This window comes from Enterococcus mediterraneensis (assembly GCF_900604485.1).
Classification (GTDB): Bacteria; Bacillota; Bacilli; order Lactobacillales; family Enterococcaceae; genus Enterococcus_C; species Enterococcus_C mediterraneensis.
On sequence record NZ_UWOP01000001.1, the window covers coordinates 466,849 to 489,807 of the forward strand.

19 protein-coding genes are annotated in these 22,959 nt (G+C 42.0%); 2 read left to right on the forward strand and 17 right to left on the reverse strand.

Annotated features, from left to right (window positions below; genetic code table 11):
• Nucleotides 1–72: 72 nt before the first annotated feature.
• The 8 genes from prfB to EFB00_RS02235 all read right to left on the reverse strand — a co-directional run bounded on the left by prfB (nt 73) and on the right by EFB00_RS02235 (nt 9,015).
• Nucleotides 73–1,180 (reverse strand): peptide chain release factor 2 gene (gene prfB, locus EFB00_RS02200; protein ID WP_122645302.1). Its coding sequence is split into 2 segments (ribosomal slippage): nt 73–1,107 and nt 1,109–1,180, totalling 1,107 coding nucleotides; the frame shifts between segments, so codons are not numbered across the junction.
• Between the two features lie 145 nt (nt 1,181–1,325).
• The gene (gene secA, locus EFB00_RS02205; RefSeq protein WP_122645303.1) at nt 1,326–3,839 is read right to left on the reverse strand and encodes a preprotein translocase subunit SecA; all 2,514 of its coding nucleotides are present in this window, start codon (nt 3,837–3,839) and stop codon (nt 1,326–1,328) included.
• Nucleotides 3,840–4,110: 271 nt separating this feature from the next.
• Nucleotides 4,111–4,659 (reverse strand): ribosome hibernation-promoting factor, HPF/YfiA family, encoded by a 549-nt coding sequence (gene hpf, locus EFB00_RS02210; RefSeq protein WP_122645304.1) that lies wholly within the window; start codon nt 4,657–4,659, stop codon nt 4,111–4,113.
• Between the two features lie 141 nt (nt 4,660–4,800).
• Nucleotides 4,801–5,475, reverse strand: coding sequence for a ComF family protein (locus tag EFB00_RS02215; RefSeq protein ID WP_122647021.1), 675 nt, complete (start codon nt 5,473–5,475; stop codon nt 4,801–4,803).
• Nucleotides 5,472–6,776, reverse strand: coding sequence for an ATP-dependent helicase ComFA (locus EFB00_RS02220; protein ID WP_122645305.1), 1,305 nt, complete (start codon nt 6,774–6,776; stop codon nt 5,472–5,474). The genes EFB00_RS02215 and EFB00_RS02220 overlap by 4 nt, the downstream gene beginning before the upstream one ends.
• A 240-nt stretch (nt 6,777–7,016) precedes the next feature.
• Nucleotides 7,017–7,997: a S41 family peptidase gene (locus EFB00_RS02225; protein ID WP_122645306.1), complete on the reverse strand. Its 981-nt coding sequence runs from the start codon at nt 7,995–7,997 to the stop codon at nt 7,017–7,019.
• 322 nt (nt 7,998–8,319) lie between these two features.
• Entirely contained in the window at nt 8,320–8,640 is a 321-nt protein-coding gene (locus tag EFB00_RS02230) for a PTS sugar transporter subunit IIB (RefSeq protein WP_122645307.1), read from the reverse strand.
• 87 nt (nt 8,641–8,727) lie between these two features.
• Nucleotides 8,728–9,015 carry a DUF7662 domain-containing protein gene (locus tag EFB00_RS02235; RefSeq protein ID WP_122645308.1) on the reverse strand — a complete coding sequence of 96 codons (288 nt, stop codon included), beginning with the start codon at nt 9,013–9,015 and terminating at the stop codon, nt 8,728–8,730.
• Nucleotides 9,016–9,143: 128 nt separating this feature from the next.
• On the opposite strand from EFB00_RS02235, the gene EFB00_RS02240 reads away from it, so the two are divergent.
• Entirely contained in the window at nt 9,144–9,776 is a 633-nt protein-coding gene (locus tag EFB00_RS02240) for a YigZ family protein (protein ID WP_122645309.1), read from the forward strand.
• Nucleotides 9,777–9,831: 55 nt separating this feature from the next.
• Here the strand turns inward: EFB00_RS02240 and EFB00_RS02245 are convergent, their stop codons facing one another.
• Entirely contained in the window at nt 9,832–10,536 is a 705-nt protein-coding gene (locus tag EFB00_RS02245) for a GntR family transcriptional regulator (protein ID WP_122645310.1), read from the reverse strand.
• 236 nt (nt 10,537–10,772) lie between these two features.
• Complete coding sequence (locus tag EFB00_RS02250) at nt 10,773–15,014, reverse strand: 2-hydroxyacyl-CoA dehydratase (protein ID WP_122645311.1); 4,242 nt, start codon at nt 15,012–15,014, stop codon at nt 10,773–10,775.
• A 178-nt stretch (nt 15,015–15,192) separates the two neighbouring features.
• On the opposite strand from EFB00_RS02250, the gene EFB00_RS02255 reads away from it, so the two are divergent.
• A complete protein-coding gene (locus EFB00_RS02255; protein ID WP_122645312.1) occupies nt 15,193–15,801 on the forward strand; it encodes a TetR/AcrR family transcriptional regulator in 609 nt (202 codons plus the stop codon).
• Between the two features lie 58 nt (nt 15,802–15,859).
• On the opposite strand, the gene EFB00_RS13400 is transcribed toward EFB00_RS02255, so the two are convergent.
• The 7 genes from EFB00_RS13400 to EFB00_RS02285 form a co-directional block, all read right to left on the reverse strand.
• Entirely contained in the window at nt 15,860–16,021 is a 162-nt protein-coding gene (locus EFB00_RS13400; protein WP_164709414.1) for a hypothetical protein, read from the reverse strand.
• Nucleotides 16,022–16,128: 107 nt separating this feature from the next.
• Entirely contained in the window at nt 16,129–18,192 is a 2,064-nt protein-coding gene (locus tag EFB00_RS02260) for a heavy metal translocating P-type ATPase (RefSeq protein WP_122645313.1), read from the reverse strand.
• Between the two features lie 97 nt (nt 18,193–18,289).
• The gene (locus EFB00_RS02265) at nt 18,290–19,045 is read right to left on the reverse strand and encodes an ABC transporter permease (protein ID WP_122645314.1); all 756 of its coding nucleotides are present in this window, start codon (nt 19,043–19,045) and stop codon (nt 18,290–18,292) included.
• Nucleotides 19,042–19,806: an ABC transporter ATP-binding protein gene (locus EFB00_RS02270; RefSeq protein ID WP_122645315.1), complete on the reverse strand. Its 765-nt coding sequence runs from the start codon at nt 19,804–19,806 to the stop codon at nt 19,042–19,044. Before EFB00_RS02270 ends, EFB00_RS02265 begins: the two co-directional genes overlap by 4 nt.
• A complete protein-coding gene (locus EFB00_RS02275; protein WP_122645316.1) occupies nt 19,790–20,734 on the reverse strand; it encodes an ABC transporter substrate-binding protein in 945 nt (314 codons plus the stop codon). Before EFB00_RS02275 ends, EFB00_RS02270 begins: the two co-directional genes overlap by 17 nt.
• Nucleotides 20,735–20,828: 94 nt before the next feature.
• Nucleotides 20,829–21,989: a glycosyltransferase family 4 protein gene (locus tag EFB00_RS02280; protein ID WP_122645317.1), complete on the reverse strand. Its 1,161-nt coding sequence runs from the start codon at nt 21,987–21,989 to the stop codon at nt 20,829–20,831.
• Between the two features lie 24 nt (nt 21,990–22,013).
• Complete coding sequence (locus EFB00_RS02285) at nt 22,014–22,934, reverse strand: YihY/virulence factor BrkB family protein (protein ID WP_122645318.1); 921 nt, start codon at nt 22,932–22,934, stop codon at nt 22,014–22,016.
• Nucleotides 22,935–22,959 lie beyond the last annotated feature (25 nt).

Sequence of the window (22,959 nt, forward strand, 5' to 3'; positions counted from 1 at the left end):
TTATAACACGAGAATATTTCAGCGTTTTTTCACAACTTTACAGTTATATTTCATTTGAATGAAACTTGACGCTTATTCGTGATTTAATTTCATTTTCAAGTAAGCATCGATAAATCCATCCAGCTCGCCGTCCATCACTGCCTGTACATTCCCAGTCTCGTAATTGGTACGGTGATCTTTCACCATGGAATAAGGATGGAAGACGTATGATCGAATTTGAGAACCCCAGCCGATCTCCATTTGTTCTCCGCGAAGTGCAGCCGCTTCTTGTTCTTTTTTCTCAATTTCCAGCTGATATAGTTTAGCTTTTAACATGCCCATCGCTTGTTCCCGGTTTTTCAATTGAGAACGTTGTGCTTGGCTGGCAACGACGGTCCCGGTTGGTAAATGGGTGATCCGTACCGCAGATTCGGTTTTATTGATGTGCTGTCCGCCAGCACCGCTTGCCCGATAGGTATCGATCTTCAAATCATCTGGATTGATCTCGATATCGATCGTTTCATCCAATTCAGGCATAACATCCACTGAACAAAAAGAAGTATGGCGGCGATTTGCCGAATCAAATGGCGAGATCCGTACAAGACGATGGACCCCTTTTTCTGATTTTAAATAACCGTAAGCGTTGTAGCCTTTGATCAAAAGTGTCACGCTCTTGATCCCTGCTTCATCGCCGGCTTGATAATCCAGCACTTCCACTTGATAATTATGCTGCTCGCTCCAACGGGTATACATTCGTAAAAGCATACTGCCCCAATCCTGCGATTCTGTCCCGCCGGCGCCTGGATGCAGTTCGATGATGGCGTTATTGTGATCGTAAGGACCATCCAATAACATGGACAATTCGTAATTTTGCATTGCTTCATCTAATTGCTGGATCCGCTCCGACAATTCCTTTTGCATCTCCGCATCCGGTTCTTCTTCCAACATTTCTTCCATGATCGAAAGTTCATCTACTTCATCAGCTAGCTGATGGAACTGGTCATAAGCTTCTTTACGAATATTATTTTCGCTAATAACTTTTTGAGCAGTCTCTTGATCATCCCAAAAACTTGGGTCAGCCATTTTTGCTTCAGCTTCGGCGATGTCTTCTTCTAACTGATCTAAGTCAAAGAGACCCCCTAAAGCTGTTGATTTTCTCTCGCATCTCTGTCAATTTATTGCGGATTTCTGCTGACTCCATCTAATAAATTCCTCCTTATTTTTAATCAATTCAGGCTGGAACATTGCTCAAATGAGCGATATCCCAGCCTCTTGATCAATACCTGTTTCATTTTTATACGTCCAGTCTAAGACTGTTAGGACGCGCTATTATTTTATACATTGGATCAGGCGTTTTTGCCGTGGCAGTTCTTATATTTCTTGCCGCTGCCGCATGGACATGGATCGTTACGACCGACTTTTTCCACATGGACTGGTTTTTGAGCGGCTTGTTCTGCTTCTTCCGGCTGTTGTTCAGCTTCGCCTTGTGCAACTTGTTCCCGTTGTACATTTTGGCGGATCTCTGCTTTCATGAAGAGACGAGTCACTTCATATTCGATGGCTCCGACCATATCCTCAAACATGTTGTAGCCTTCTGTTTGATATTCTACCAACGGATTGTTTTGTCCGTAAGCCCGCAGACCGATCGATTGACGCAATTGATCCATCGCATCGATGTGATCTGTCCATTTCATATCTACCACACGCAAGATCACGACTTTTTCAAATTCCAACAATTGTTCTGGACTGTTCAATTGATTGGCTTTTTCATCAAAAATCCGTTGTGCTTCTTGGAATAAAAAGTCTTTGATTTCTTGCGGTGTTTTTCCTTTTAGATCATCAACAGAGATCGCGTCTTCATGAACCAGTGTATTACCGGCAAAATCAACGATTCCTTCAAGATTCCACTGGCTTTCTTCTAGTTGCGTATGGCTGTCTACCGCACGACTGATCGTCCGTTTCACCATATTCATCAAGGTTTGTGACAGGTCTTTGTCTTCCATGATGACTTCTTGGCGTTGTCCGTAAATAACTTCCCGTTGTTCCCGCATAACATCGTCATATTGCAGAACGTTTTTCCGAGTATCGTAGTTGTTTCCTTCTACGCGTTTTTGTGCGGATTCTACTTGACGTGTCAGCATCTTGCTTTGGATCACGGCATCGGCGTCTTCAATCTTCATACGATCCAAGAAAGCTTTGATTCGTTCGGAACCAAAACGTTTCATCAAATCATCTTCCAATGAAAGATAAAATTGAGATACACCGGGGTCTCCTTGACGTCCAGAACGTCCCCGCAACTGATTATCGATACGGCGTGATTCATGGCGCTCAGTACCAATAACTGCCAAGCCGCCTAATTCAGCGACACCTAAACCTAATTTGATATCAGTACCCCGACCGGCCATATTAGTAGCGATCGTTACAGCGCCTTTTTGTCCGGCATTCAGGATGATTTCCGCTTCTTTAAAGTGATTTTTCGCGTTCAATACTTCATGAGGTACTTTTTCTTTATCCAGCATGTTAGACAATAATTCAGAAGTTTCTACCGCCACAGTACCTACCAAGACTGGCTGACCTTTACGATAACGTTCTTTGATATCTTGAACAACAGCATGGAACTTGCTTTCCAATGTTGGATACAACAAATCAGCACGGTCATCCCGGGCAATCGGTTTATTTGTTGGGATTTGGAAAACTTGCATATTGTAGATTTCACGGAATTCTTCTTCTTCTGTTTTAGCGGTACCGGTCATCCCGGATAATTTCTTGTACATCCGGAAGTAGTTTTGGAATGTGATAGTCGCCATTGTTTTTGTTTCGTCTTCGATCTCAACGCCTTCTTTGGCTTCGATGGCTTGGTGCAATCCGTCTGAATAACGGCGTCCGTCCATGATCCGACCAGTAAATTGGTCAACGATCAAGACTTTTCCTTCTTGCACTACATAATCGATATCCCGCAACATGATGTAGTTGGCCCGCAGCGCTTGATCCAAGTGGTGAGTCAATGCTGTATTTTCGATATCATACAAGTTTTTCAATCCAAAAGTTTCTTCGGCTTTTTCAATACCGCTTTCTGTTAACCCAATCGTTTTGGACTGGATATCGATCTTGTAATCTTCTTCGTTTTTCAAACGTTTTACAAAGTTATCTGTCCGTGTATAAAGAGCAGTTGATTTTTCAGCTTGTCCGGAAATAATCAAAGGTGTTCGAGCTTCATCGATCAAGATCGAGTCTACTTCATCGACGATAGCATAGTTCAATGGACGTTGTACCATTTGATTGCGATACACCACCATGTTGTCCCGCAAATAGTCAAAACCTAATTCGTTGTTCGTGCTGTAGGTAATATCGCAAGCGTAAGCCGCGCGTTTTTCTTCGGAGGATTTTGAATTGATGTTCAATCCGACTGTCAATCCTAAGAAATTGTACAGCTCGCCCATTTCTGTGGAGTCACGAGTTGCCAAGTATTCATTGACGGTAACAACGTGGACGCCTTCGCCGGAAAGTGCGTTCAAGTAAACCGGCATCGTCGCAGTCAACGTCTTCCCTTCACCAGTTCTCATTTCTGGGATATTTCCGTCGTGCAATACGATACCACCCATCAATTGCACATGGTATGGATACAGTCCTAATACACGTTTTGCGGCTTCACGAACGACAGCAAAAGCTTCTGGAAGCAATTGGTCCAATGTTTCGCCTTTTTGATAGCGGTCACGGAATTCATCCGTTTTCCCACGCAACTCTTCGTCGCTTAATTTTGCCATGTCATCTGCATATGTTTCGATACGATCCGCGATAGCTGACAATCGTTTTAATTCTTTTTTGTCATTTTCGATCAGTTTTTTTAAAAAATTGGCCATCAGTATATGACTCTCCTTTAATTTCCATTTTTCTCTGTACTCAAAGAAACTCTCCTTCCTATTCTATCATTAGTTTTATTCAAATGAAATAGCCAGAAAGTAGAAGAATTTTTTCATTTAAAAAAATTAACTTTTAATGTTTGTATGCATTCGAATGCTTTAAAAAATGTACGTAAATAAACTCTTTTATCCTGCAACAACTATTACTTATCTACAAAAAAAGGAGCTCTCAGAATTGAGGGCTCCCTTTTTAAATTCATATACTAAACTATCAGTCAGTTTCGATCAAACCGTATTTGCCGTCTTTACGACGATAAACGATGCTAGTGCCATTTGTTTCTGCATCTTCAAAAATGAAGAAATTATGTCCTAACATGTTCATTTGCAATACAGCTTCTTCACTGTCCATTGGTTTTAGAGAAAGACGTTTGGTGCGAACGATGTCTAATTCAGATCCATTTTCTTCTTCCGGTTCTTCATTAAAAACCGCTGTAGTCGCATCAGGTAATGCTGTTTCGCGTGATTTGCGATTGATCTTCGTTTTGAATTTGCGGATTTGACGTTCTAGTTTATCAACCACTAAATCCACACTTGCATAAAGATCTGGTGAAGTTTCTTCCGCGCGCAACACTAAGTATGGAAGCGGGATCGTTACTTCAACTTTTGCTGTTTTTTCAGTATAAACTTTCAAATTCACATGTGCTGTTGCATCAGGTGCGTCATTAAAATAACGTTCTAGTTTTCCAACTTTTTTTTCGACATAGTCGCGAATCGCATCCGTAACTTCAATATTTTCGCCGCGTACATTGTATCTAAACATAACAATTGCCCCTTTCGTCTACCAATAAAAGAAGGAGAAAGGACCACTCTTTGTCCTTCTTCTTACCTTTATTATATCGAACTCTAATCTATTTGCAAACTTAAACGCTAACAAATTCATCAACTTCTAAAATACGTTATTTTACCGCGCAAGTGAAAAAGTACGAACCTGCTGTGCTCCGGCATCGAGCAAGAGCTCGGCACCATGAAAAAGTGTTCTGCCTGTTGTATACACATCATCCACCAATAATATTTTTTTATTTTTGATTTTGTCAGCAGGCACTTCCAATTCATAAGGCTGCTCCATCGCCAGACGTTCACGACGATTTTTATGAGCTTGCGGTGTCAAATCGATCTTTCTTTTTAATAGCGTAACAGATGGTATATGCGCGGCTTTCAACAGCTCTTCTGCTTGATTGAAGCCTCGTTGTGCCAAACGTTCTTCTGATAATGGAATAGCACAAATCAAAAAATCCGAATACTTTTTTAAATAATTTTTGATCTCAATGGCAAAAGTTTCCCTTAGCCGATAATCCCCTAAGAATTTATAGGCGTGAAGCCATTCTTGAAATCCCGTGTTATACCGGTAGAGGGCTTTGTGGGCAAAATCATACTCAGGATAGATGGTTTTCCAATAGGCGCAATCTCGACAATCTTTTTCTATATTCATGCAGGTGGAGCAGCAATCTTCCGGTGAAATCTTTTGCAGACGCTGGCGACAGTTGTGACAACATTCAGGCTTGATCAGCCATGGCAGTAAAATCTCTGTCATTGTCAGATCACGAATGATTGGCTGGCAGCACCATGTACATCTCATATCGTTTCCAACCATTTTTTCGCTAAACGATTCATTTCACGGATCTCTTTGCAGGCATCTCTGATTGCTTGAGTTTGTTGATCATACATAAACAAAACCTGCCCATGATTGAAAGCTCCTTTCCGATCAACGCGTCCTGCTATCTGGACCAGTGCTGATTTGCTGAATACAGGATGATTGGCTCCTATCACAATCACAGAAATATTAGAAAATGTCACTCCTCGTTCTAAAATCGTGGTTGAAAGCAAGACATCATACTGCTTGTTACGCATCTGTTGAACTTTCTCCAAACGGTTTTCGTCAATCGAAGAAACACATTCGATTTCTTTATCCGGCAAATATTTTTTCAAACTTTTTGCCAGCTCTTCCATCCACACAATCGTTGGGCAAAATACTAAGACCCGATTATCTCTTAACAGCATTCTGATATAGTGCAGGAATTTTTTTAATTTAAAAACAGAACTTGGTAATTTTTCCCAGTGATTGAACCATATCAATTGCGGCTGGATCAGCGGTCTTTGATGAAAACGCATTGGGATCTTTTCGATTTGATGGGTTTCTTTGATCTCCTGCAATAATCGTCGAGAAGGTGTGGCTGTCAAATAAACTAAACAACCATCTGATTTCACTGCCTGCTTACTGGCAAAATACAGCCGCTCATCGCCTTCATAAGGAAACGCATCGATCTCGTCAATAATCAACAAATCAAAACATTGATAAAAGTTCAGTAATTGATGTGTAGTACAAATCAAAAAAGCTGTTTCACGATAATCTTCTTCAGCCCCGCCATGATACAACAGGATATCTTCTTTGGGAAACACCGCCTGCAAGCGGGGAAACAACTCTCGACAAACATCGATCCTAGGTGAAGAAAGCGCCACTCGCGCTCCCTCTGACAACGCACGATAGATCAAAGGAAACAGCATTTCTGTTTTTCCTGAACCAGTAACTGCCCAGACCAGTGTCTTGCCCCGATCTTGAAATTGCCGCTCCAGCTTTTCAGCAGTTCGCTGCTGATAATAAGTCAATTCTCCTTCCCATGCAAAACAGACCGCTTCTCTTTTTAAAGAAACAAGAGGTGCCACCAGACAATCTTCACTGGTGATCCGGCCAAATCCAATACATCCCGGACAATAGTAGTTCCCATTAGGCAGTTGGACCGTTTGTTTGGTAAAACGGGCACCGCAGCGATTGCATTGGATGTGTTGATTGCCTTCAACCATTCCATCACGAACAACACCTTTTGCTGAATCCGCCAATGTTTTCGGCAGGATCTGCTGTCTTCCGACGTATTCCTTCATTTTCATCACCCGTAAATAATTACGCGATAAAGCACGAGATTATTTCTGGGAAAGAAAAAATTTTTTTCTAACAAAAATAACAGCCAGAACCCTCCAACAAAATACTCTCGCAACCTCACTTCACCAAAAGATTTTTTGACTGCTTGCTGTTTACTTTGGTTTCATTCCAATCTTGGATTTTAAAAGGAATTTTTCCGTAAAGTCTTCTACGGTCGACTGCTAGTTTTAAATATCTACTCATTATTTAAAATTTGTCTTTATCCAAGCAAGCGCCTCTTTAGCAGGCTCATCGGTCACTAGATCTGGAGGGATCGGGTCTTCCCCGTATAAATTCCCATGTATATCCCGAGTTTTTGTTCCGGCTATTGCTAACGCATGTTCCTTATACAAAGGCCAAATCGCAACTCCTGAAGCAAGGCCGGCAGTCGGCTTACCGAATATTTTGACATTAGGGTTGCTTTTCAAAGCGATCAGTGTCGCTTCCGCCGCACTAGCGGTCTGCTCATTTATCAAAACACCCACCGGGACATCTTGTAGTTTTCGGTCGGAGGGGGTCTCAAAAATCTTTTTACCTCGATAGCTCCATACCTTGTCCTGCAAATTGTAAGGATACTCTCCTTCATTAGTAACATAAGAAAAAACTTTGCCATCAGTTATCAGACTTGAAACAGCAGCAAGCATCGGGCCCATCGATCCACCTGTGTTCCCTTGAAGATCGAGGATGATCCCTTTGATGTTGCTATTTTCAAAAGCCGCTAAAGCCATCGAGACATATTTTTCTGCGTGGCTGTCTTGACTACTCTTGAAAGGCGGAAGAGATAAAGTGACGATCCCGTCTTCATTAGAGACTTTAGGAAATGTCTGCAAATTTTCGTTGAAGTATTTATTACCAAAGGATTCATCGATAGTTATATAACTGGAATGCTCACCGCCTGCCAGTTTCGACGCCTGATTAATGATGGGAATTATCTGTTCAAAATTCTCTGCACCTTTGACTTCATCCATAAGCTCAGGGATATCTTTTTTAAAATTATTTTCCTTTGCAAAGATACCATGTTTGTCCATGATATAAAATGCGTCACGAGCTAATCGTTCCGTACTGGGAGGAAGAACATATATAGGCCGAGAAAAAAGTGCCACACCAATATAAGTTCCTCCGAAATATAAAATAAGAAAAAGAAGTAAAGAAACTGACAAACTACCATATACCACACGTTTCATTTTATCACTCCGTTAAACAATCTAGAATTCCATCCTTTGATTGTCATTTTATCAGTTGATGGATGTTTTAAAATTCTGTTTGTCGCAAATCAAAATTCTTTTTTCTGAGTGCTTGCTGACGGATTGCCTTTTTCTGACTTCTTTTCTTTTGATAATTCTCAAACATGTTCCCCACCTCCAATATAATTATTTGTAATTTTATATATTTTCAGACTTTTTATTTTTAAATATTTTACAACTATTTTCTCTCATGTTAATTTTTAGAAAACTAAAAAAGACAGACGCCAAATCATCAGCATCCGTCTTCCTGTTTACATAATTATTATTCGCCCATCAGCGTCAATGCTTGTTGCAGGACTTTTTCACCGTTCATCATGCCGTAGTCAGCCATGTTGATGACATCTAACGGAATTCCTTTAGGTGCCAGACGTTTTTCAAAGTCGCCCTTCATAAAGCGCACTTGAGGTCCTAAAAGTAAAACGTTTACATCCTTTTGAGCAAGATTATTATCAGCGTCTGAAGCAGATACTGCGAAGATATCAGCATCTAATCCTTTAGCTTCTGCCGCTTTTTGCATTTTAGTCACTAACAGGCTGGTACTCATCCCTGCTGAACATACTAACATAATTGTTTTTTTAGCCATATTTATCTCTCCTTTGGAATTGCTAAAGAATAATTTTTATTCCTGATTCTATTATAAAGTAACACGCCGTTTTGTCAACGCTTTCTTTCAATCCAGAAGCCAATTGGATTTGACTAATTTATTAAAAACAACAAATTCTTTTTCTAGATTTATATGGACTGCTTCATAACCGGCATTGAGCCATGCATAAGCGCCTTGTTCCGGGTGTTTATAGTCATTGGCCCACCAATCCGTTTGTGTCCGGGCAGAGCGAGGCAGACCGCTAGCAGGAAACAGCAGTTCATCGAATTGAGTGAACGTCAACGTAACTTGCGAACCGCCATTATTCTTTAAATAATGGGTGATCACATCGTATTTTTTCTTGCGTTTTGCCATATACCTCACCTCTTTTTTATTATCGCCATTTTTTGAAAATTAAGCAACTATTATCTTGAGTTGCCTTCGTTAGTTCAGTTGCAACTTGTTTTTCCATTGACTATACTTGATTGTAAAAGGAGGCCGCCATGTTAGACGAATATTTTACCATCAAAGAAGACGGTCAAGCGGAGATCGAGATCAAAAAATCCCGCTTTATCTGTACATTGAAACGAGTGGAATCAGAGGAACACGCAAAAGAATTCATCCAATCGATCAAAAAAGAGCATTGGAAAGCCAACCATAATTGCAGTGCTTTTCTGATCGGCGAAAAAAATGAGATCCAGCGCAGCAGTGATGATGGCGAACCCAGCGGAACTGCCGGTGTCCCGATGTTAGAGGTACTCAAAAAAAATAATCTGATCAATGTCGCGGCAGTGGTCACTCGTTACTTCGGCGGCACCAAATTGGGGGCTGGCGGATTGATCCGCGCATATTCACACGCCGTTTCCAATGGACTGCAAGAAGTCGGTGTCGTGCATGGAAGATTGCAGCAAGAAGTCCGTGTGACGATTGCGTATCCACTTTTAGGCAAGCTGCAAAATTTTTTAGAAAAACAAGCCATCACGGTTTCCGATACCTCTTTCACCACTGAAGTCATCGTCAGCTGTATGATCGATGAAAAACAGCTTTCCCACTTTTACGATCAAGTCACTGATCTGTTGAACGGGGCCGTTCAATTTGAAAAAGGCGCAGTTAGTTACGTAGAGACCTTGATTTAAAAAAAGACGCTACAAGCAAAATCTGTTGGCAGATCTGCTTAGATAGCGTCTTTTTTTATCTTTCTAAATAAAATTCAAAGCGGTTCCCGACATATTGTGTCCGTACATATTCAAAAGGTGTACCGTCTTCCAGATAAGAAATTTGACGTACCCGCAAGATCGCATCTCCGCGTTTGATCTGCAAATATTCCGCGATCTGCTCCGATGCCAGCATCGCTGAAACTGTTTGATTGGCATCGCCGATTTTTGCACCTTTTTCTTCTAATGTTTTATAAAATGATTTAGTGATTTCCGCCTTGCTGAATTCATGGATCAATTTTTCCGGGATGCTTGCCACTTCAAAACAAATCGGAAGATCATCGGCATAACGGATCCGCTCCATCCGCAAAATCGTATCCTCGCTTGTTAAGTGCAGTTTTTCCATTTCCGATGAACTGGGTGCTGTGACAAAATAAGACACGACTTTGCTAGAGGGTTCTTTCCCTTGTGAAAGCATGATCTCAGTGAAGCTGGTAGTCCCCGACATTTTTTCTTGGACTTTTTGACGGGCTACATATGTCCCGGATCCGATTTTACGATCTAAGATTCCTTCGTCTGCTAATGTTTGAATAGCTTGCCGCAATGTCATTCGACTGACACCGAATTGGATCGCCAGCTCTCTTTCAGAAGGCAGTCGATCACCGATCCCCCAGACACCTTCTTCGATTTGTCTTTTGATTTGATCATGGATTTGGATATATACTGGCAAATTCTCAGACATGACCGATTCCTCCTCGTTACTTCTTAACGAGTATTATAACTGGTATATACCTAAATTAGCAACTAAAAAAACGAAAAATAAGATCCTTACAGAGAATAATCATACTATTTTTCCTCTATGATATAGAAAAATATTCCGAAAATATCCTATATTTATTGGCGTTAACAGATGAATGGTTTTCTCACCATACATTTTTCGTTGAATCATAGAAATTATTTTATGCTTTTTGGTATAGGTTATTTGCTGGCGACAGGTTCTTTAAGATGCTTATTGGCAGTGGCCATCATCAGACGGATCCGATTTAATTGATTGACTAATGAAACACCGGGATCATAATCGATTGCCGCGATATTTGCTTGCGGGAACCGGCTGCGAAGTTCTTTGATCATTCCTTTGCCCACCACATGATTAGGCAGACAGCCAAATGGTTGCAGACAAACGATATTGTCGACACCGCTTTTTAGCAGATCGATCATCTCACCTGTCAAGAACCACCCTTCACCGGTATGATTCCCGATAGATAAGATTTGCTCGGCATCTTCTGCTAATTGGTAAATCGAATGGATTCCTGTGAATCGTTTAGACGCACGCAAGGCTTTATCCATCGGTTTTTCGACTTGTTCCAACATTTTGATGGCAAATTCAGCCAGCATCTTGCTTTTTTTCGACATTCCCAAGTTTTCGTATTTCCAGATTTGGTTATAGAAAGAATAGCTTAGAAATCCGGCGATATCCGGAACTACCGCTTCGGCACCTTCTGCCTCTAATAGACGAACGATATCGTTATTAGCGATGGGTGAATATTTCACCAAGATCTCTCCCACCACGCCGACTTTTGGTTTGACTTGAGAAGATAACGGCACATTATCAAAATCAGCGATGATTTTTTTCATATTATGATTGAATAAAGCAAAAGAACCATTGCGAACATTTTTCTCGACTTTTGACAGCCATTGTTGATGCAGACTGTCGATTTGTCCTTTTTTCAATTCATAGGGTCGGGTACGATAAACTACCCGCTCGAACAGATCACCGTATAAAAAAGCGATCGCCAAGCGTTTAAGTAACGGTAATGTGAATTTAAAGCCCGGATTGGATTCGACACCGGTATTTCCCATTGAGATAGAAACCACCGGCACATTGGAAAATCCAGCATCTTTCAACGCTTTGCGCAACAGCGGGATATAATTGGTAGCTCGACAGCCCCCGCCTGTTTGAGTCATCAGTACACTGGTATTGTTCACGTCGTAAGCGCCGCTTTGAAGCGCTTGGACCAATTGTCCAATAGAAATGATCGCGGGATAACAGGCATCATTATTTACAAATTTCAAACCGACATCCACAGCGTTTCGATCTTCTGCCGGCAGACAGACAACATTATAACCTGAAGCTTTCAGCGCACTGTCTACTAAACCGTTTTGATGGATCGGACTGAGCATCGGCAACAACAGTGTATGTTTTTTTCGCATTTCTTTAGTGAAAATGATTTTTTCCGGTTCTTCTATTACTTTGCCCAGTTGATGTCCTGACTTATCTCGTTCTTTGACAGCTGCTTTAAGAGAACGCAAGCGGATCCGGATCGCACCCATGTTCGATCCTTCGTCGATTTTCAAGACGGTATAGATTTTGCCGTATTGATCCATGATTTCTTCGACTTGATCGGTAGTTACTGCATCTAAACCACAGCCAAAAGAATTTAATTGAACCAGTTCCAGATTTTTGGTTTTAGCAGCTACTCGCGCGGCCGCATATAATCGAGAATGATAGACCCATTGATTGACTACTCGCAAATTCCCCACATCACCTAAATGCGAGATGCTGTCTTCTGTCAGGACGTGGAATCCTTCTTGAGTAATGATCTCAGCAATACCATGATTGATCTCAGGATCTAAATGATACGGCCGACCGGATAGAACGATCCCCCGTTGGTTTGTTTGTTGCAGTAAAGCCAGTGTTTCTTCGCCTTTTTGATGGATATCTTCCTTGAAAGACGCCAATTCCTCATATCCATGACGCAGCGCCTTATCGACTTCTTCTTTGGAAACTCCGAGATCTTGAAATGTTTGGTATAACACTTCGGAAACTGCCGCTTCGTTTGCCAGATTGAGATACGGATTGCGATAGTCCGCACGTTTTTCACGAATCGCGTCTACATTGTTGCGGATGACATCGGGATAACTTTGGACGATGGGACAGTTGAAATGATTGTCCGCGTAGAGATTTTCTTTTTGTTCAAAGACTACTCCGGGATAAAATACCAGATGGATTCCTCGATCGATCAAGTTTTGGATATGTCCATGAGCAAGTTTCGCGGGATAACAGACTGTATCGCTAGGAATCGTTTCGATACCTTTTTCATAAAGCTCTTTGCTGGAGCGGGAAGACAATTCCACCCGAAAACCCAAATCAGTGAAAAAAGTATGCCACAACGGATAATTTTCATACATATTCAGCACCCGGGGGATTCCGATCACGCCGCGGATCGCGTCTTTTTTTCGAAGGGGACGATAGCCAAAAAGCTTGCGATATTTATATTCCACCAAATTGATTTTTCGATCTTCTTTTTTGATTTTGATCTGAGCACCACGCTCGCAACGATTACCGGTGATATATTTTCGACCGTCTGAAAAAATCGTGACTGTCAAAAGACAATTATTTTCACAACGACCGCAATGGGTAAATTCTTTTTCCGCGGCAAACAGGTCTAATTCAGCCAACGATAACAGACTGCTTTCTTCGCCGATTTGATAATTTTCCAATGCAATCAATGCGGCACCATACGCACCCATCAATCCCGAAATAGACGGACGCACGACTTGCCGACCGCTGATTTCTTCAAAAGCCCGCAAAACGGCCTCATTGTAAAACGTTCCTCCTTGGCATACGATCTTCTCACCGAGTTCTTCTGGGCGTCTGACTTTGATTACTTTATACAAAGCATTTTTGATCACTGAATAGGAAAGTCCCGCAGAGATTTCCCCGATCGAAGCACCTTCTTTTTGGACTTGTTTGACCTTCGAATTCATAAATACAGTACAACGAGAACCCAGATCCACTGGTGCTTTTGCTTGCAGTGCGGCAAGAGCAAATTCTTGGACTTGATAGCCTAACGACTTAGCGAAGGTTTCAATAAATGAACCGCACCCTGAAGAGCAGGCTTCGTTCAATTGGATAGACGAAAGCGCACCGTCTTTGATCGTCATTGCCTTCATATCTTGTCCGCCGATATCCAAAATGAAGTCGACACCTGGTTGAAAATGATCCGCTGCTTTGTAATGAGCCATCGTTTCTACTTCCCCGATATCTACTTTTAACGCATTCTTGATCAAATGTTCGCCGTATCCGGTGATGGCTGCTTTTCCGATAAAAACGTCTTTCGGTAATTTGCGATAGAGTTTTTTCAATACACCGATCGTCGTTTCTAATGGTTGCCCTTCGTTATTACCGTAGTAGGAATATAAGATACATCCTTCTTCGTCGATCAGTGTGACTTTTGTGGTTGTGGAACCGGCATCGATTCCTAAAAACGCGACACCGTGATGCTGTGTAAGCTGTTTTTCTTTCACAGTCGCTTGAGCATGACGCGCGCGAAAAGCGGCCAATTCCTGTTCATCGGCAAAAAGCGGCGGCAATGTATGATCGGATTTCAACTTTTCCTGCGTATTTATAGCCAACTTTTCCAACAGCTCATCGATCGTGACAGTGGCTGCATCTTCAGCGTAAAAGGCCGCCCCCATCGCTACAAACAGTTGTGGATTGTCTGGAAAGACCACATTTTCCGGCAAGATCGCCAGCGTTTCGATAAAGCGTTTCCGCAATTCTGACATAAAAAACAGCGGTCCGCCAAGAAAAGCGACATTTCCTTTGATTTTTCTTCCTGCTGCTAAACCGGTGATCGTTTGATTGACAACTGCCTGAAAAATACTTGCTGCAATATCTTCTTTTGCCGCGCCTTCATTGATCAGCGGCTGAACATCGGTCTTGGCAAAAACACCGCAACGAGAGGCAATAGGATAGATCGTTTGATGATTTTTAGCCAGCTCATTGAGCCCGTTTGCATCTGTCTTCAAGAGTACAGCCATCTGATCGATAAACGCACCAGTTCCTCCAGCGCAGCTGCCATTCATTCTTTGTTCTAGCGATCCTTCAAAAAACGTGATCTTTGCGTCTTCTCCGCCTAACTCGATCACACAATCCGTTTCTGGTATGATTTCTTCCACCGTTCGCGTACAAGCGATCACTTCTTGGACAAACGGGACATCCAGTACTTCCGCCAAACCGATTCCACCTGATCCGGTAATTGCAACTGCTAGCGGTTGTTTGACCACTTCTTGCGCTTCTTTTAAAATTTTTACAGCGGCTTTTTTGATATCTGCATTATGACGCTCGTATTTCGCAAAAATTATTTGATCTTCTGCGTCCAGCACCACCAATTTAACCGTTGTCGATCCGACATCGATCCCTGCTCGTAAATTCATATTGGTCACCCTTTTTCATAAAAAGCAAACACTTTGTTGATTATCTTACAAAGTGTTTGTTATACTGTTAACAACATTTTAAAGATAAACTATCATGTTTACAACTTACAATATTCCCACGTTTGTGAGATAAACAACAAATGGATGTTTTTTGTCGGACAAAAAAGGAGAAATTCCAATGGCTAGAAAAATCGATCTGCGCGTAAAGCGGACAAATAAAATGATCATGGATGCGTTTATTAAATTGGTGGAGGAAAAAGGGTATGATCAGGTGACGATCCAAGACATCGCAGACGAAGCAATGATCAACCGCGCTACTTTTTACGCCCACTACAAAGATAAGCCGGACCTTTACGAAACGATTTTTACTCAGGCGGTCACTGCATTCACCTCGATCCTTGATTCCTATGAATTACTCAAAAACAACCGCATCAGATTAAAGGAAATCGAATATTTACTGACGAATATTTACCTTACCATCAAGCAAAATCGCGCTTTTTATTTAACGATCATGGATGGCGCAGTCAATGAATCCTTGCGAAAAAAAATCGCTGAGATTTTGACGGAAAAGTACGCAGATATCTTTACTCGTTTGAAGATCACGGAAAATGATATAGAGGTACCCCTTGATTTCATTATCGAATACATGACGTCGATTTTCTTTGGGACACTCCACTGGTGGCTGACCACCGATTCAGAGATCACGCCGCAACAATTAGCTCCCCTCGTCATCAAACTTGTCAGCAACGGACATTTGACTGTTTTGGGTATCCAGATCGAAGACTAAACAAAAAACCTCTCACTAAGCTAACGCTTTTGAGAGGTTTTCTTATTGTAAATCATTATCAATGATTTTTTGCATGCCATTTGATTGTGTGGCGTGTAGGTCTTTGTTCTTTGACTTTGACTTGGGCTTTTTTGACATCGACTTCTACTTTGTAACGCTCAGCTTTTACGATATCATAAACTTTTTCAGCAACTTCTGTGATCGTCTCTTTGATTTTCATTTCCAACGCCTCCTTGCTTTACTATTAGCTTATCGCAAAGCGTTTTTTTCAGCAACTAAAAAGAAAAGGCTGCTGGAAAGCTGTTAAACGGATCACTTGGATCGTTTTTAGTATTTCACTTTTAAGCAGCGCATCGCATTCAAGACCGCCAACAAAGTGACACCTACATCGGCGAAGACTGCCGCTCCCATCGATACAAATCCGACTGCTCCTAGGATCAAGACGATTCCTTTCACCGCCAGCGCGAAAATAATATTTTGTTTGACAATCCGCAATGTTTTACGTGCCAAACGAATGGCTTGAGCAAGTTTTGTCGAAGCGTCATCCATGATCACGACATCAGCAGCTTCGATTGCTGCGTCACTTCCTAAACCGCCCATCGCCACGCCAACATCAGCTGTTGCCAATACCGGTGCATCATTAATACCATCCCCGACAAAAGCAGTTTTTCCAGTCGTTTTGCCCATGATTGCTTTCAAGTGTTCAACCTTGTCTTCCGGTAATAATTCACTGAAAACGTTTGTTAATCCTAATTTTTTAGCAACATCATTTCCAATCGTTTGATTGTCTCCAGTCAGCATCACCATTTCTTTTACGCCGGCCTTTTGCAAATCGCTGACAGCTTGCTTGGCATCTTCTTTGATCTGGTCAGCAATAACCAAATAACCGACAAATCGATGATCGACCGCTACATAAATGACTGTTCCAGGTTCATTGACTGGTGGCAGATCATATTCTTCAAACAATTTTCTATTTCCCACAAGAATCTGCTTGCCGTCCACTTCTGCTTGGATACCATGACCGGCGATCTCCCGGATATTGCTGGCAGTCGGTACTTCTTGAGAATAAAATGCCGTGATGGAGCGCGCGATTGGATGATTGGAAGATTGTTCCGCTGCAGCTGCATAGCGCAAAAACTCATCTTCCGGCAAATCGGTCGCGATCGTTTGAACGGCAAATCTGCCCTCTGTCAACGTTCCTGTCTTATCAAAAACAACTGTATCGACTTTCGCTAAAATCTCTAAATAATTGCTGCCTTTGACCAAGATCCCTGCTTTGCTGGCACCGCCGATACCGCCGAAAAAGCTTAAAGGTACAGAGATCACTAATGCACAAGGACATGAAATGACTAGAAACGTCAATCCGCGATACAACCATTCATGGAAATCTTGTTGGAAGAAAACAGTCGGCACGGCTACTAGCAGTACCGCTAAAATAACGACAGCCGGTGTATAATAGCGGGCAAATTTAGTGATGAATTTTTCCGCAGGTGCTTTTTGACTGCTGGCATTTTCAACTAAATCAAGGATCCTGCTGACAGTAGATTCACCAAAGGGTTTAGTAGCTTCGATCACTAGACGTCCTTCTTGGTTGATAGCACCGCTTTGTACCATCTCTTCTTCTTTGACAAACCGCGGGATCGATTCACCTGTCAATACAGAAACATCGATATACCCGCTTCCTTCTTTGACGATACCGTCTAGCGGGATTTTTTCACCAGGATAAACCGAAAGCAGTGCACCAGGCAAAACATCTTCCGGCGCCACCTTTTGTTCGCCTTGAGAGGTTATGATCCTTGCCATATCCGGTTTCACAGCCAGTAATGCCGCAACGCTTTTACGAGAACGGCCCACAGCATATTCTTGGAAATATTCACCGATTTGATACAACCACATCACTGCTACTGCCTCAGGAAATTCGCCGATCGCTAATGCACCGATCGTGGCGATAGTCATCAGAAAGTTTTCATCGAAGATCTCTCCATGCAGTATATTCATGACTGCTTTTTTAACAATATCGCCGCCGATCAAAAGATACGCCAGCAAAAATAAAATGCTCTTTCCGACACCTGACGGCAACACCATCGCTCCGGCAAACAATAACCCGGTCACCCCGATTCGCAGCAATGTCCTTTTTGACTGCTCGTTCGGTTTGATTTGATCTTGCTTTTGCAGTGGAACCATCTGAACATCCGGCTCCATTTTTTTGATCACTTTTGCCGCTTCTGTTTCGATTTTTTGTTCCGCGTCTTTTTCGCAGGTAATCGTCATTTTTGTCGTCGCGAAATCCACCGACGCTTGTTTTACTTCCGGCAATTTATTTACCGCCTGCTCGATTTTCATCGCGCAGTTTGCGCAATCCAGTCCTTGTAACAAATATTTCTTTTCCATTAGTTCTCCCCCTCTCGCAAAACATATGAACGACCTTTCATTTGTAATCATTATACATGAGTACTCTTTCATGTGTCAATGGGAAGCCCTCTCATTTTTACTGATTTTTACGCCATTTAAGAATATATGCTGCACACTGATCCAAAAGAAGAAATAGAATCAACCCTAAACAACTCAATATCAATATACCGCCATACATCGCCGGATAATCTAAACGGGTCCAAGAATCCATGATGAAATAGCCCATACCGTATTCAGTACCGTAATTTTCTGTAAAAAACAGGATCGATAACGCTGTGCCCAGAGAGATTCTAACAGCCCCAAAAATCGCCGGCAAACTCGCTGGAACAGTGATTTTAAAAAACTGTTGCAAATTTGAAGCACCGATACAGCGATATACATCGTAATAATATTCTGGAATGTCTCTTACACCATCCCGCACCGCGACGGCTACTTGAGGCGCAACGATCAAAACGATCATCAAAATCTTAGAAAGATCACCCAATCCGCCCAGCAGCATAACGATGGGCAACAATGCCATCTTAGGGATAGGATAGGTCAAATAAAGCAGTGGATCAAATAGCTCTCGCCACTTCGCCATGCGCCCGATCATAAGTCCTATCCCAAAACCCAATAACACAGCACAGATCATCCCCATCAGAACTCTCAAGAAACTGGCTTGCAAATGCTTTATGATCCCTTTCGAAAATAATAAGGGCAGATTTTTCAGTACAATAAAAGGTGAAGGCAACAGATCTTTCTGAACAACCAGACTTGCCAGTTGCCAAAACAACAGCAGAAGAAAAATTGCCAGCAGAAAATTGACCCAGCGCTTTAGTCTTCGCTTGTTCATACTTGAAGCTCCCTTCTAAGCTGTTGATGCAATCGAAAAAGTTCCAAAGAATCTCGCCGCTGATCCAACGATCCTTGTTCTTGTTCTGTGAAGGGACTGGCAACCACTGTTTTTATTCTGCCGGGCTTTGCGCTCAAGACAATAACCTCATGTCCTAAAAGCAAAGCCTCATCAATATCATGAGTGATAAAAAGTGTTCGAACAGGATGCTTTTGCCAGTTTCGCCAAAAAAGTGTCTGGACTTTTTCTCTTGTAAAAGCGTCCAATGCGGAAAAGGGTTCATCCATCAATAATAGATCAGCTTTTGTAGCAAACGCCCGCGCGATCGCGACCCGTTGCTGCTGTCCGCCGCTCATTTGATTGGGATAGTAATCTTGCAATCCATCGATTTCCATATCTACAAATAATTGTTGGATATCCTGTTGTTTCATTGTTTTTTTACTGATCTTCACGCTTTCGGCAACTGCACTCCATGCAGTTTGCCATGGCAGCAAACCATAATTTTGCGGCATAAGCGCAATCGTGTGGTTTCTTGGAACAAAAATTTCATCAGTCAACGTGATCTTACCGCTAGAAGGTGTGATCAAACCCGCAAGCAGTCGTAATAGCGTTGTTTTTCCAGCGCCAGAAGGACCGATCACGGTATAGATTTTGCTTTCTTCAAAAGAAAACGACACATCTTCTAAAATACATTGATCGTCGATCCTATATGAAACATTTTCCAAACGCAGCTGTTTATTTTGTTTATTTAAAGTAGACATCGCTCAACACATCTTCTGGTCTCAAATTTTTTTCCAACAAGCCTTTATCATGTGCCCAAGTAAAAACTGTTTGAATATCTTCTTTACTTGCTTGTTGGATATGAGGATAATCCGGCACTTCGATTTGTTCTTTCAGCTTTTCGGGAAAGCCGATCTTATCAATGAACAGTTGAATATACTCTTCTTTGTCGTGAGACTTCAGCCAATCGACTGCTTCATTATATGCGTCATACATTCCTTGCAGTGCCGCTGCTTTTTCTGAAATGACTGTTTCTGGAAAACAAAGGATAAACGGATTGATTCCGATCTTTCTCGTAGAATCCAAAACTTTCATTCCTTCCGCTTTTGCCATCGTCACGAAAGGTTCCGGTAAGATTGCCGCCGCAGCTTGATGGTTTTTCAGCAATTCTAAACGGCTAGGCACTTGCGGAACATCAATCAGCCGAACATCGTCTTTTGTCATATCGACGTTTTTCAGCATTTGATCGACGGAATATTCCGGTCCTTGGTTATTCATGATGACGATTTGTTCCCCTTTTAGATCTTTTAAAGAATCCGCGTCCTTTTGATTTGTCACTAAATCAAATTGACCATACGTGGAACTGGTGATCTTGACCTTCATTCCTCCTTGTAGATAATTCGTGAAAGCCACCAAATCTGAATTGATGCCATCGACTTCTTCAGCTTGAAAAGCAGCATCACGATCTTTTGCCGACTTGAAGGTTTCCAATTTGATCTCTACTCCGTGTTTTTTATCAAATCCTTGTTCATGAGCGACGATCAGCGGGATATTATCGGTAGACGGCATGACACCTATCTTGATGGTATTCACTTCTTCTGTTGCAGTACTTTCTTCCGATTTGTTTCCGCAAGCACCCAAAAAAGCGGTCAATGCCAGCATCCCTAATAAAACAATACTCTTTTTCATCTTTTGCCTCCTAATTAGTGAAAATATATACAAACCATTTTTTATTGTAACACGCAGACAAAAAAAAGAAAGTCAGCTTTGCTGACTTTCTTGATCATTCCTGATTGTTGTCATCTTCATCGTTTTGTGAATTTTTATTTTTATGACGCTGTTTTTCTAAAACAGATTGGCGAAACTGCCGATTTCCCAAGAACTTCAACGTGCACATCAATGGCTGTCGATTTTCTCCTACCAGACCGATCAGTTCGATGAAGAGTTCCACACCAAAAGCCGTACTGATCAAAAGCAGGACGATCGCCCAATTGCTTGCGTAATTCATCAACAGTGCTATAAAAGAAAATACCAATGCCAACGCATAAATCGTCAAAACAGCACCCCGATGAGTAAAGCCCAAGGACAGTAAACGATGGTGCAGATGCATTTTATCCGCGGAAGAGATCGGCTGTTTATTGAATTTGCGACGAATGATCGCATAGACCGTATCTGTGATCGGCACACCTAAAATAAACATCGGTGTCAGGATCGTGATAAAAGTCGCGTTTTTCAATCCTTGCAGTGACAAGATCGAGATCATAAAACCTAAAAACAGCGCGCCGGTATCCCCCAGATAGATGGTGGCGGGATGGAAATTATATGGGAAAAAGCCCAAAATGGCAGCGACTAAAGAGAAAATCACGATGGCCAGAAAAACGCCTCTTTCCGGTAAAAAGAAATAACTGATCAAACCGATGGTGGAAAGACCAATGATCGACACCCCAGCTGCCAATCCATCCAATCCATCGATCAAATTGACCGCATTGGTGATCGCTAAGATCCAAAGCACTGTGACAGGCAGACTTAGCCAACCCAAATCGAAACGACCAAAAAACGGCAGTGTGAATGTGCTGATACGAATATCGGCTATAAAAAAAATCTCCAAAGCCGCGATAAGCAATCCGATTGTTTTTTGCATCGGGCTCAGCTCAAAAATATCATCCAGCAGACCGGTGATCACCACGATCAATCCGCCCAAAAGCATCGGCCAAACATAATGAAATGTCAGTGTGTCGTTATATTCCCAAAGCAATGCGATACAAAAGGAAAGAAAGATACTCAAACCGCCGGCTGTCGGCATTGTTTTGGTATTGATCCTCCGCGCTCCCGGTTTATCGACGGCTCCGATCTGAAAGGCCAACAATTTGATTAGCGGCGTTAAAATCAGAGAAAGCAGCATGGTGGTGACTAATTTAAAAATAAAGCGAAATGTAAATCCCATTGAACTAGCTCACTTTCTAGATAGTTAATCTTGATCTTTGTTTTTGTCGTCTAATTTCGTGGAAATTTCCGCGACCAGATCTTTTCGTTCTGTCAATTCCTTACCGGTCTTCATCTCTGCAAAGATCCCATTGATGACTCCGCCGATAATAATGATCGTAGCAGCGAAATTCAGCCAGATCATCAAGACGATGAAACTTCCGATAATTTGATAACCGCTGATCCGAGAAGCAAAATATTTCGCGTAAAGACCGAATAATTGTCCTAGCAGCATCCAACCGACAGTAGCAAAAATCGATCCGGGAAGTGTTGAACGAAGCTTTATTTTTGCATTAGGTACCAGCCAGTAAATAATCGTCAAAACGATCAATAAGATAACGATCGTCAACGGCCATTTGACTGTTTGGAACGTATCGATCAGTGCGTCTGGAAACTGCAGAACCGGCTGCAAAATGTCTAAAAGGATCTTGCCAAAACCTAACACCAGTGCAACGCCGACGATCGCTCCCATAAAAAATATGATAGTGATCAGCGATACTAAACGCACCACGATAAAATTCTTACGATCATCTACACCGTACGCTTTGTTCAGCGCTTTTTGCAGAGCGTTGACACTTTGACTGGCTGACCAGATCGTCACTAACGCTGAAATAGAAAGCAGTCCGCCAGAACTTTGTGTCAAAAGATCTTCTATAGCCGGACCGATGAACTGATACACCTGTTCCGGAATCAATTCTTTGGCATAAGGTAAAACCTCTCCGGGATCGATGTTCAAAAAAGGCAGCAGATTGCCGATTACGATCATCAATGGAAACAGAGAAAGCAATAAATAATATGCAACAGCGATGGATGAAATCCCCACCTCAGAAGTTGATATCTGTCGTTTTGCGATGGTGAAAAAACGCATAAACGTTTGATTGTCTTTTATTTTACGGATAATATTCATTGCGTCCTCCGTTTCATTCTAGTAA

Bases quoted from the DNA above. Each gene is read 5' to 3' on its own strand.
- secA (WP_122645303.1), bottom strand. From the start codon at position 3,839: ATGGCCAATTTTTTAAAAAAACTGATCGAAAATGACAAAAAAGAATTA.
- hpf (WP_122645304.1), bottom strand. From the start codon at position 4,659: ATGTTTAGATACAATGTACGCGGCGAAAATATTGAAGTTACGGATGCG.
- EFB00_RS02215 (WP_122647021.1), bottom strand. From the start codon at position 5,475: ATGAGATGTACATGGTGCTGCCAGCCAATCATTCGTGATCTGACAATG.
- EFB00_RS02220 (WP_122645305.1), bottom strand. From the start codon at position 6,776: ATGAAGGAATACGTCGGAAGACAGCAGATCCTGCCGAAAACATTGGCG.
- EFB00_RS02225 (WP_122645306.1), bottom strand. From the start codon at position 7,997: ATGAAACGTGTGGTATATGGTAGTTTGTCAGTTTCTTTACTTCTTTTT.
- EFB00_RS02230 (WP_122645307.1), bottom strand. From the start codon at position 8,640: ATGGCTAAAAAAACAATTATGTTAGTATGTTCAGCAGGGATGAGTACC.
- EFB00_RS02235 (WP_122645308.1), bottom strand. From the start codon at position 9,015: ATGGCAAAACGCAAGAAAAAATACGATGTGATCACCCATTATTTAAAG.
- EFB00_RS02240 (WP_122645309.1), top strand. From the start codon at position 9,144: ATGTTAGACGAATATTTTACCATCAAAGAAGACGGTCAAGCGGAGATC.
- EFB00_RS02245 (WP_122645310.1), bottom strand. From the start codon at position 10,536: ATGTCTGAGAATTTGCCAGTATATATCCAAATCCATGATCAAATCAAA.
- EFB00_RS02250 (WP_122645311.1), bottom strand. From the start codon at position 15,014: ATGAATTTACGAGCAGGGATCGATGTCGGATCGACAACGGTTAAATTG.
- EFB00_RS02255 (WP_122645312.1), top strand. From the start codon at position 15,193: ATGGCTAGAAAAATCGATCTGCGCGTAAAGCGGACAAATAAAATGATC.
- EFB00_RS13400 (WP_164709414.1), bottom strand. From the start codon at position 16,021: ATGAAAATCAAAGAGACGATCACAGAAGTTGCTGAAAAAGTTTATGAT.
- EFB00_RS02260 (WP_122645313.1), bottom strand. From the start codon at position 18,192: ATGGAAAAGAAATATTTGTTACAAGGACTGGATTGCGCAAACTGCGCG.
- EFB00_RS02265 (WP_122645314.1), bottom strand. From the start codon at position 19,045: ATGAACAAGCGAAGACTAAAGCGCTGGGTCAATTTTCTGCTGGCAATT.
- EFB00_RS02270 (WP_122645315.1), bottom strand. From the start codon at position 19,806: ATGTCTACTTTAAATAAACAAAATAAACAGCTGCGTTTGGAAAATGTT.
- EFB00_RS02275 (WP_122645316.1), bottom strand. From the start codon at position 20,734: ATGAAAAAGAGTATTGTTTTATTAGGGATGCTGGCATTGACCGCTTTT.
- EFB00_RS02280 (WP_122645317.1), bottom strand. From the start codon at position 21,989: ATGGGATTTACATTTCGCTTTATTTTTAAATTAGTCACCACCATGCTG.
- EFB00_RS02285 (WP_122645318.1), bottom strand. From the start codon at position 22,934: ATGAATATTATCCGTAAAATAAAAGACAATCAAACGTTTATGCGTTTT.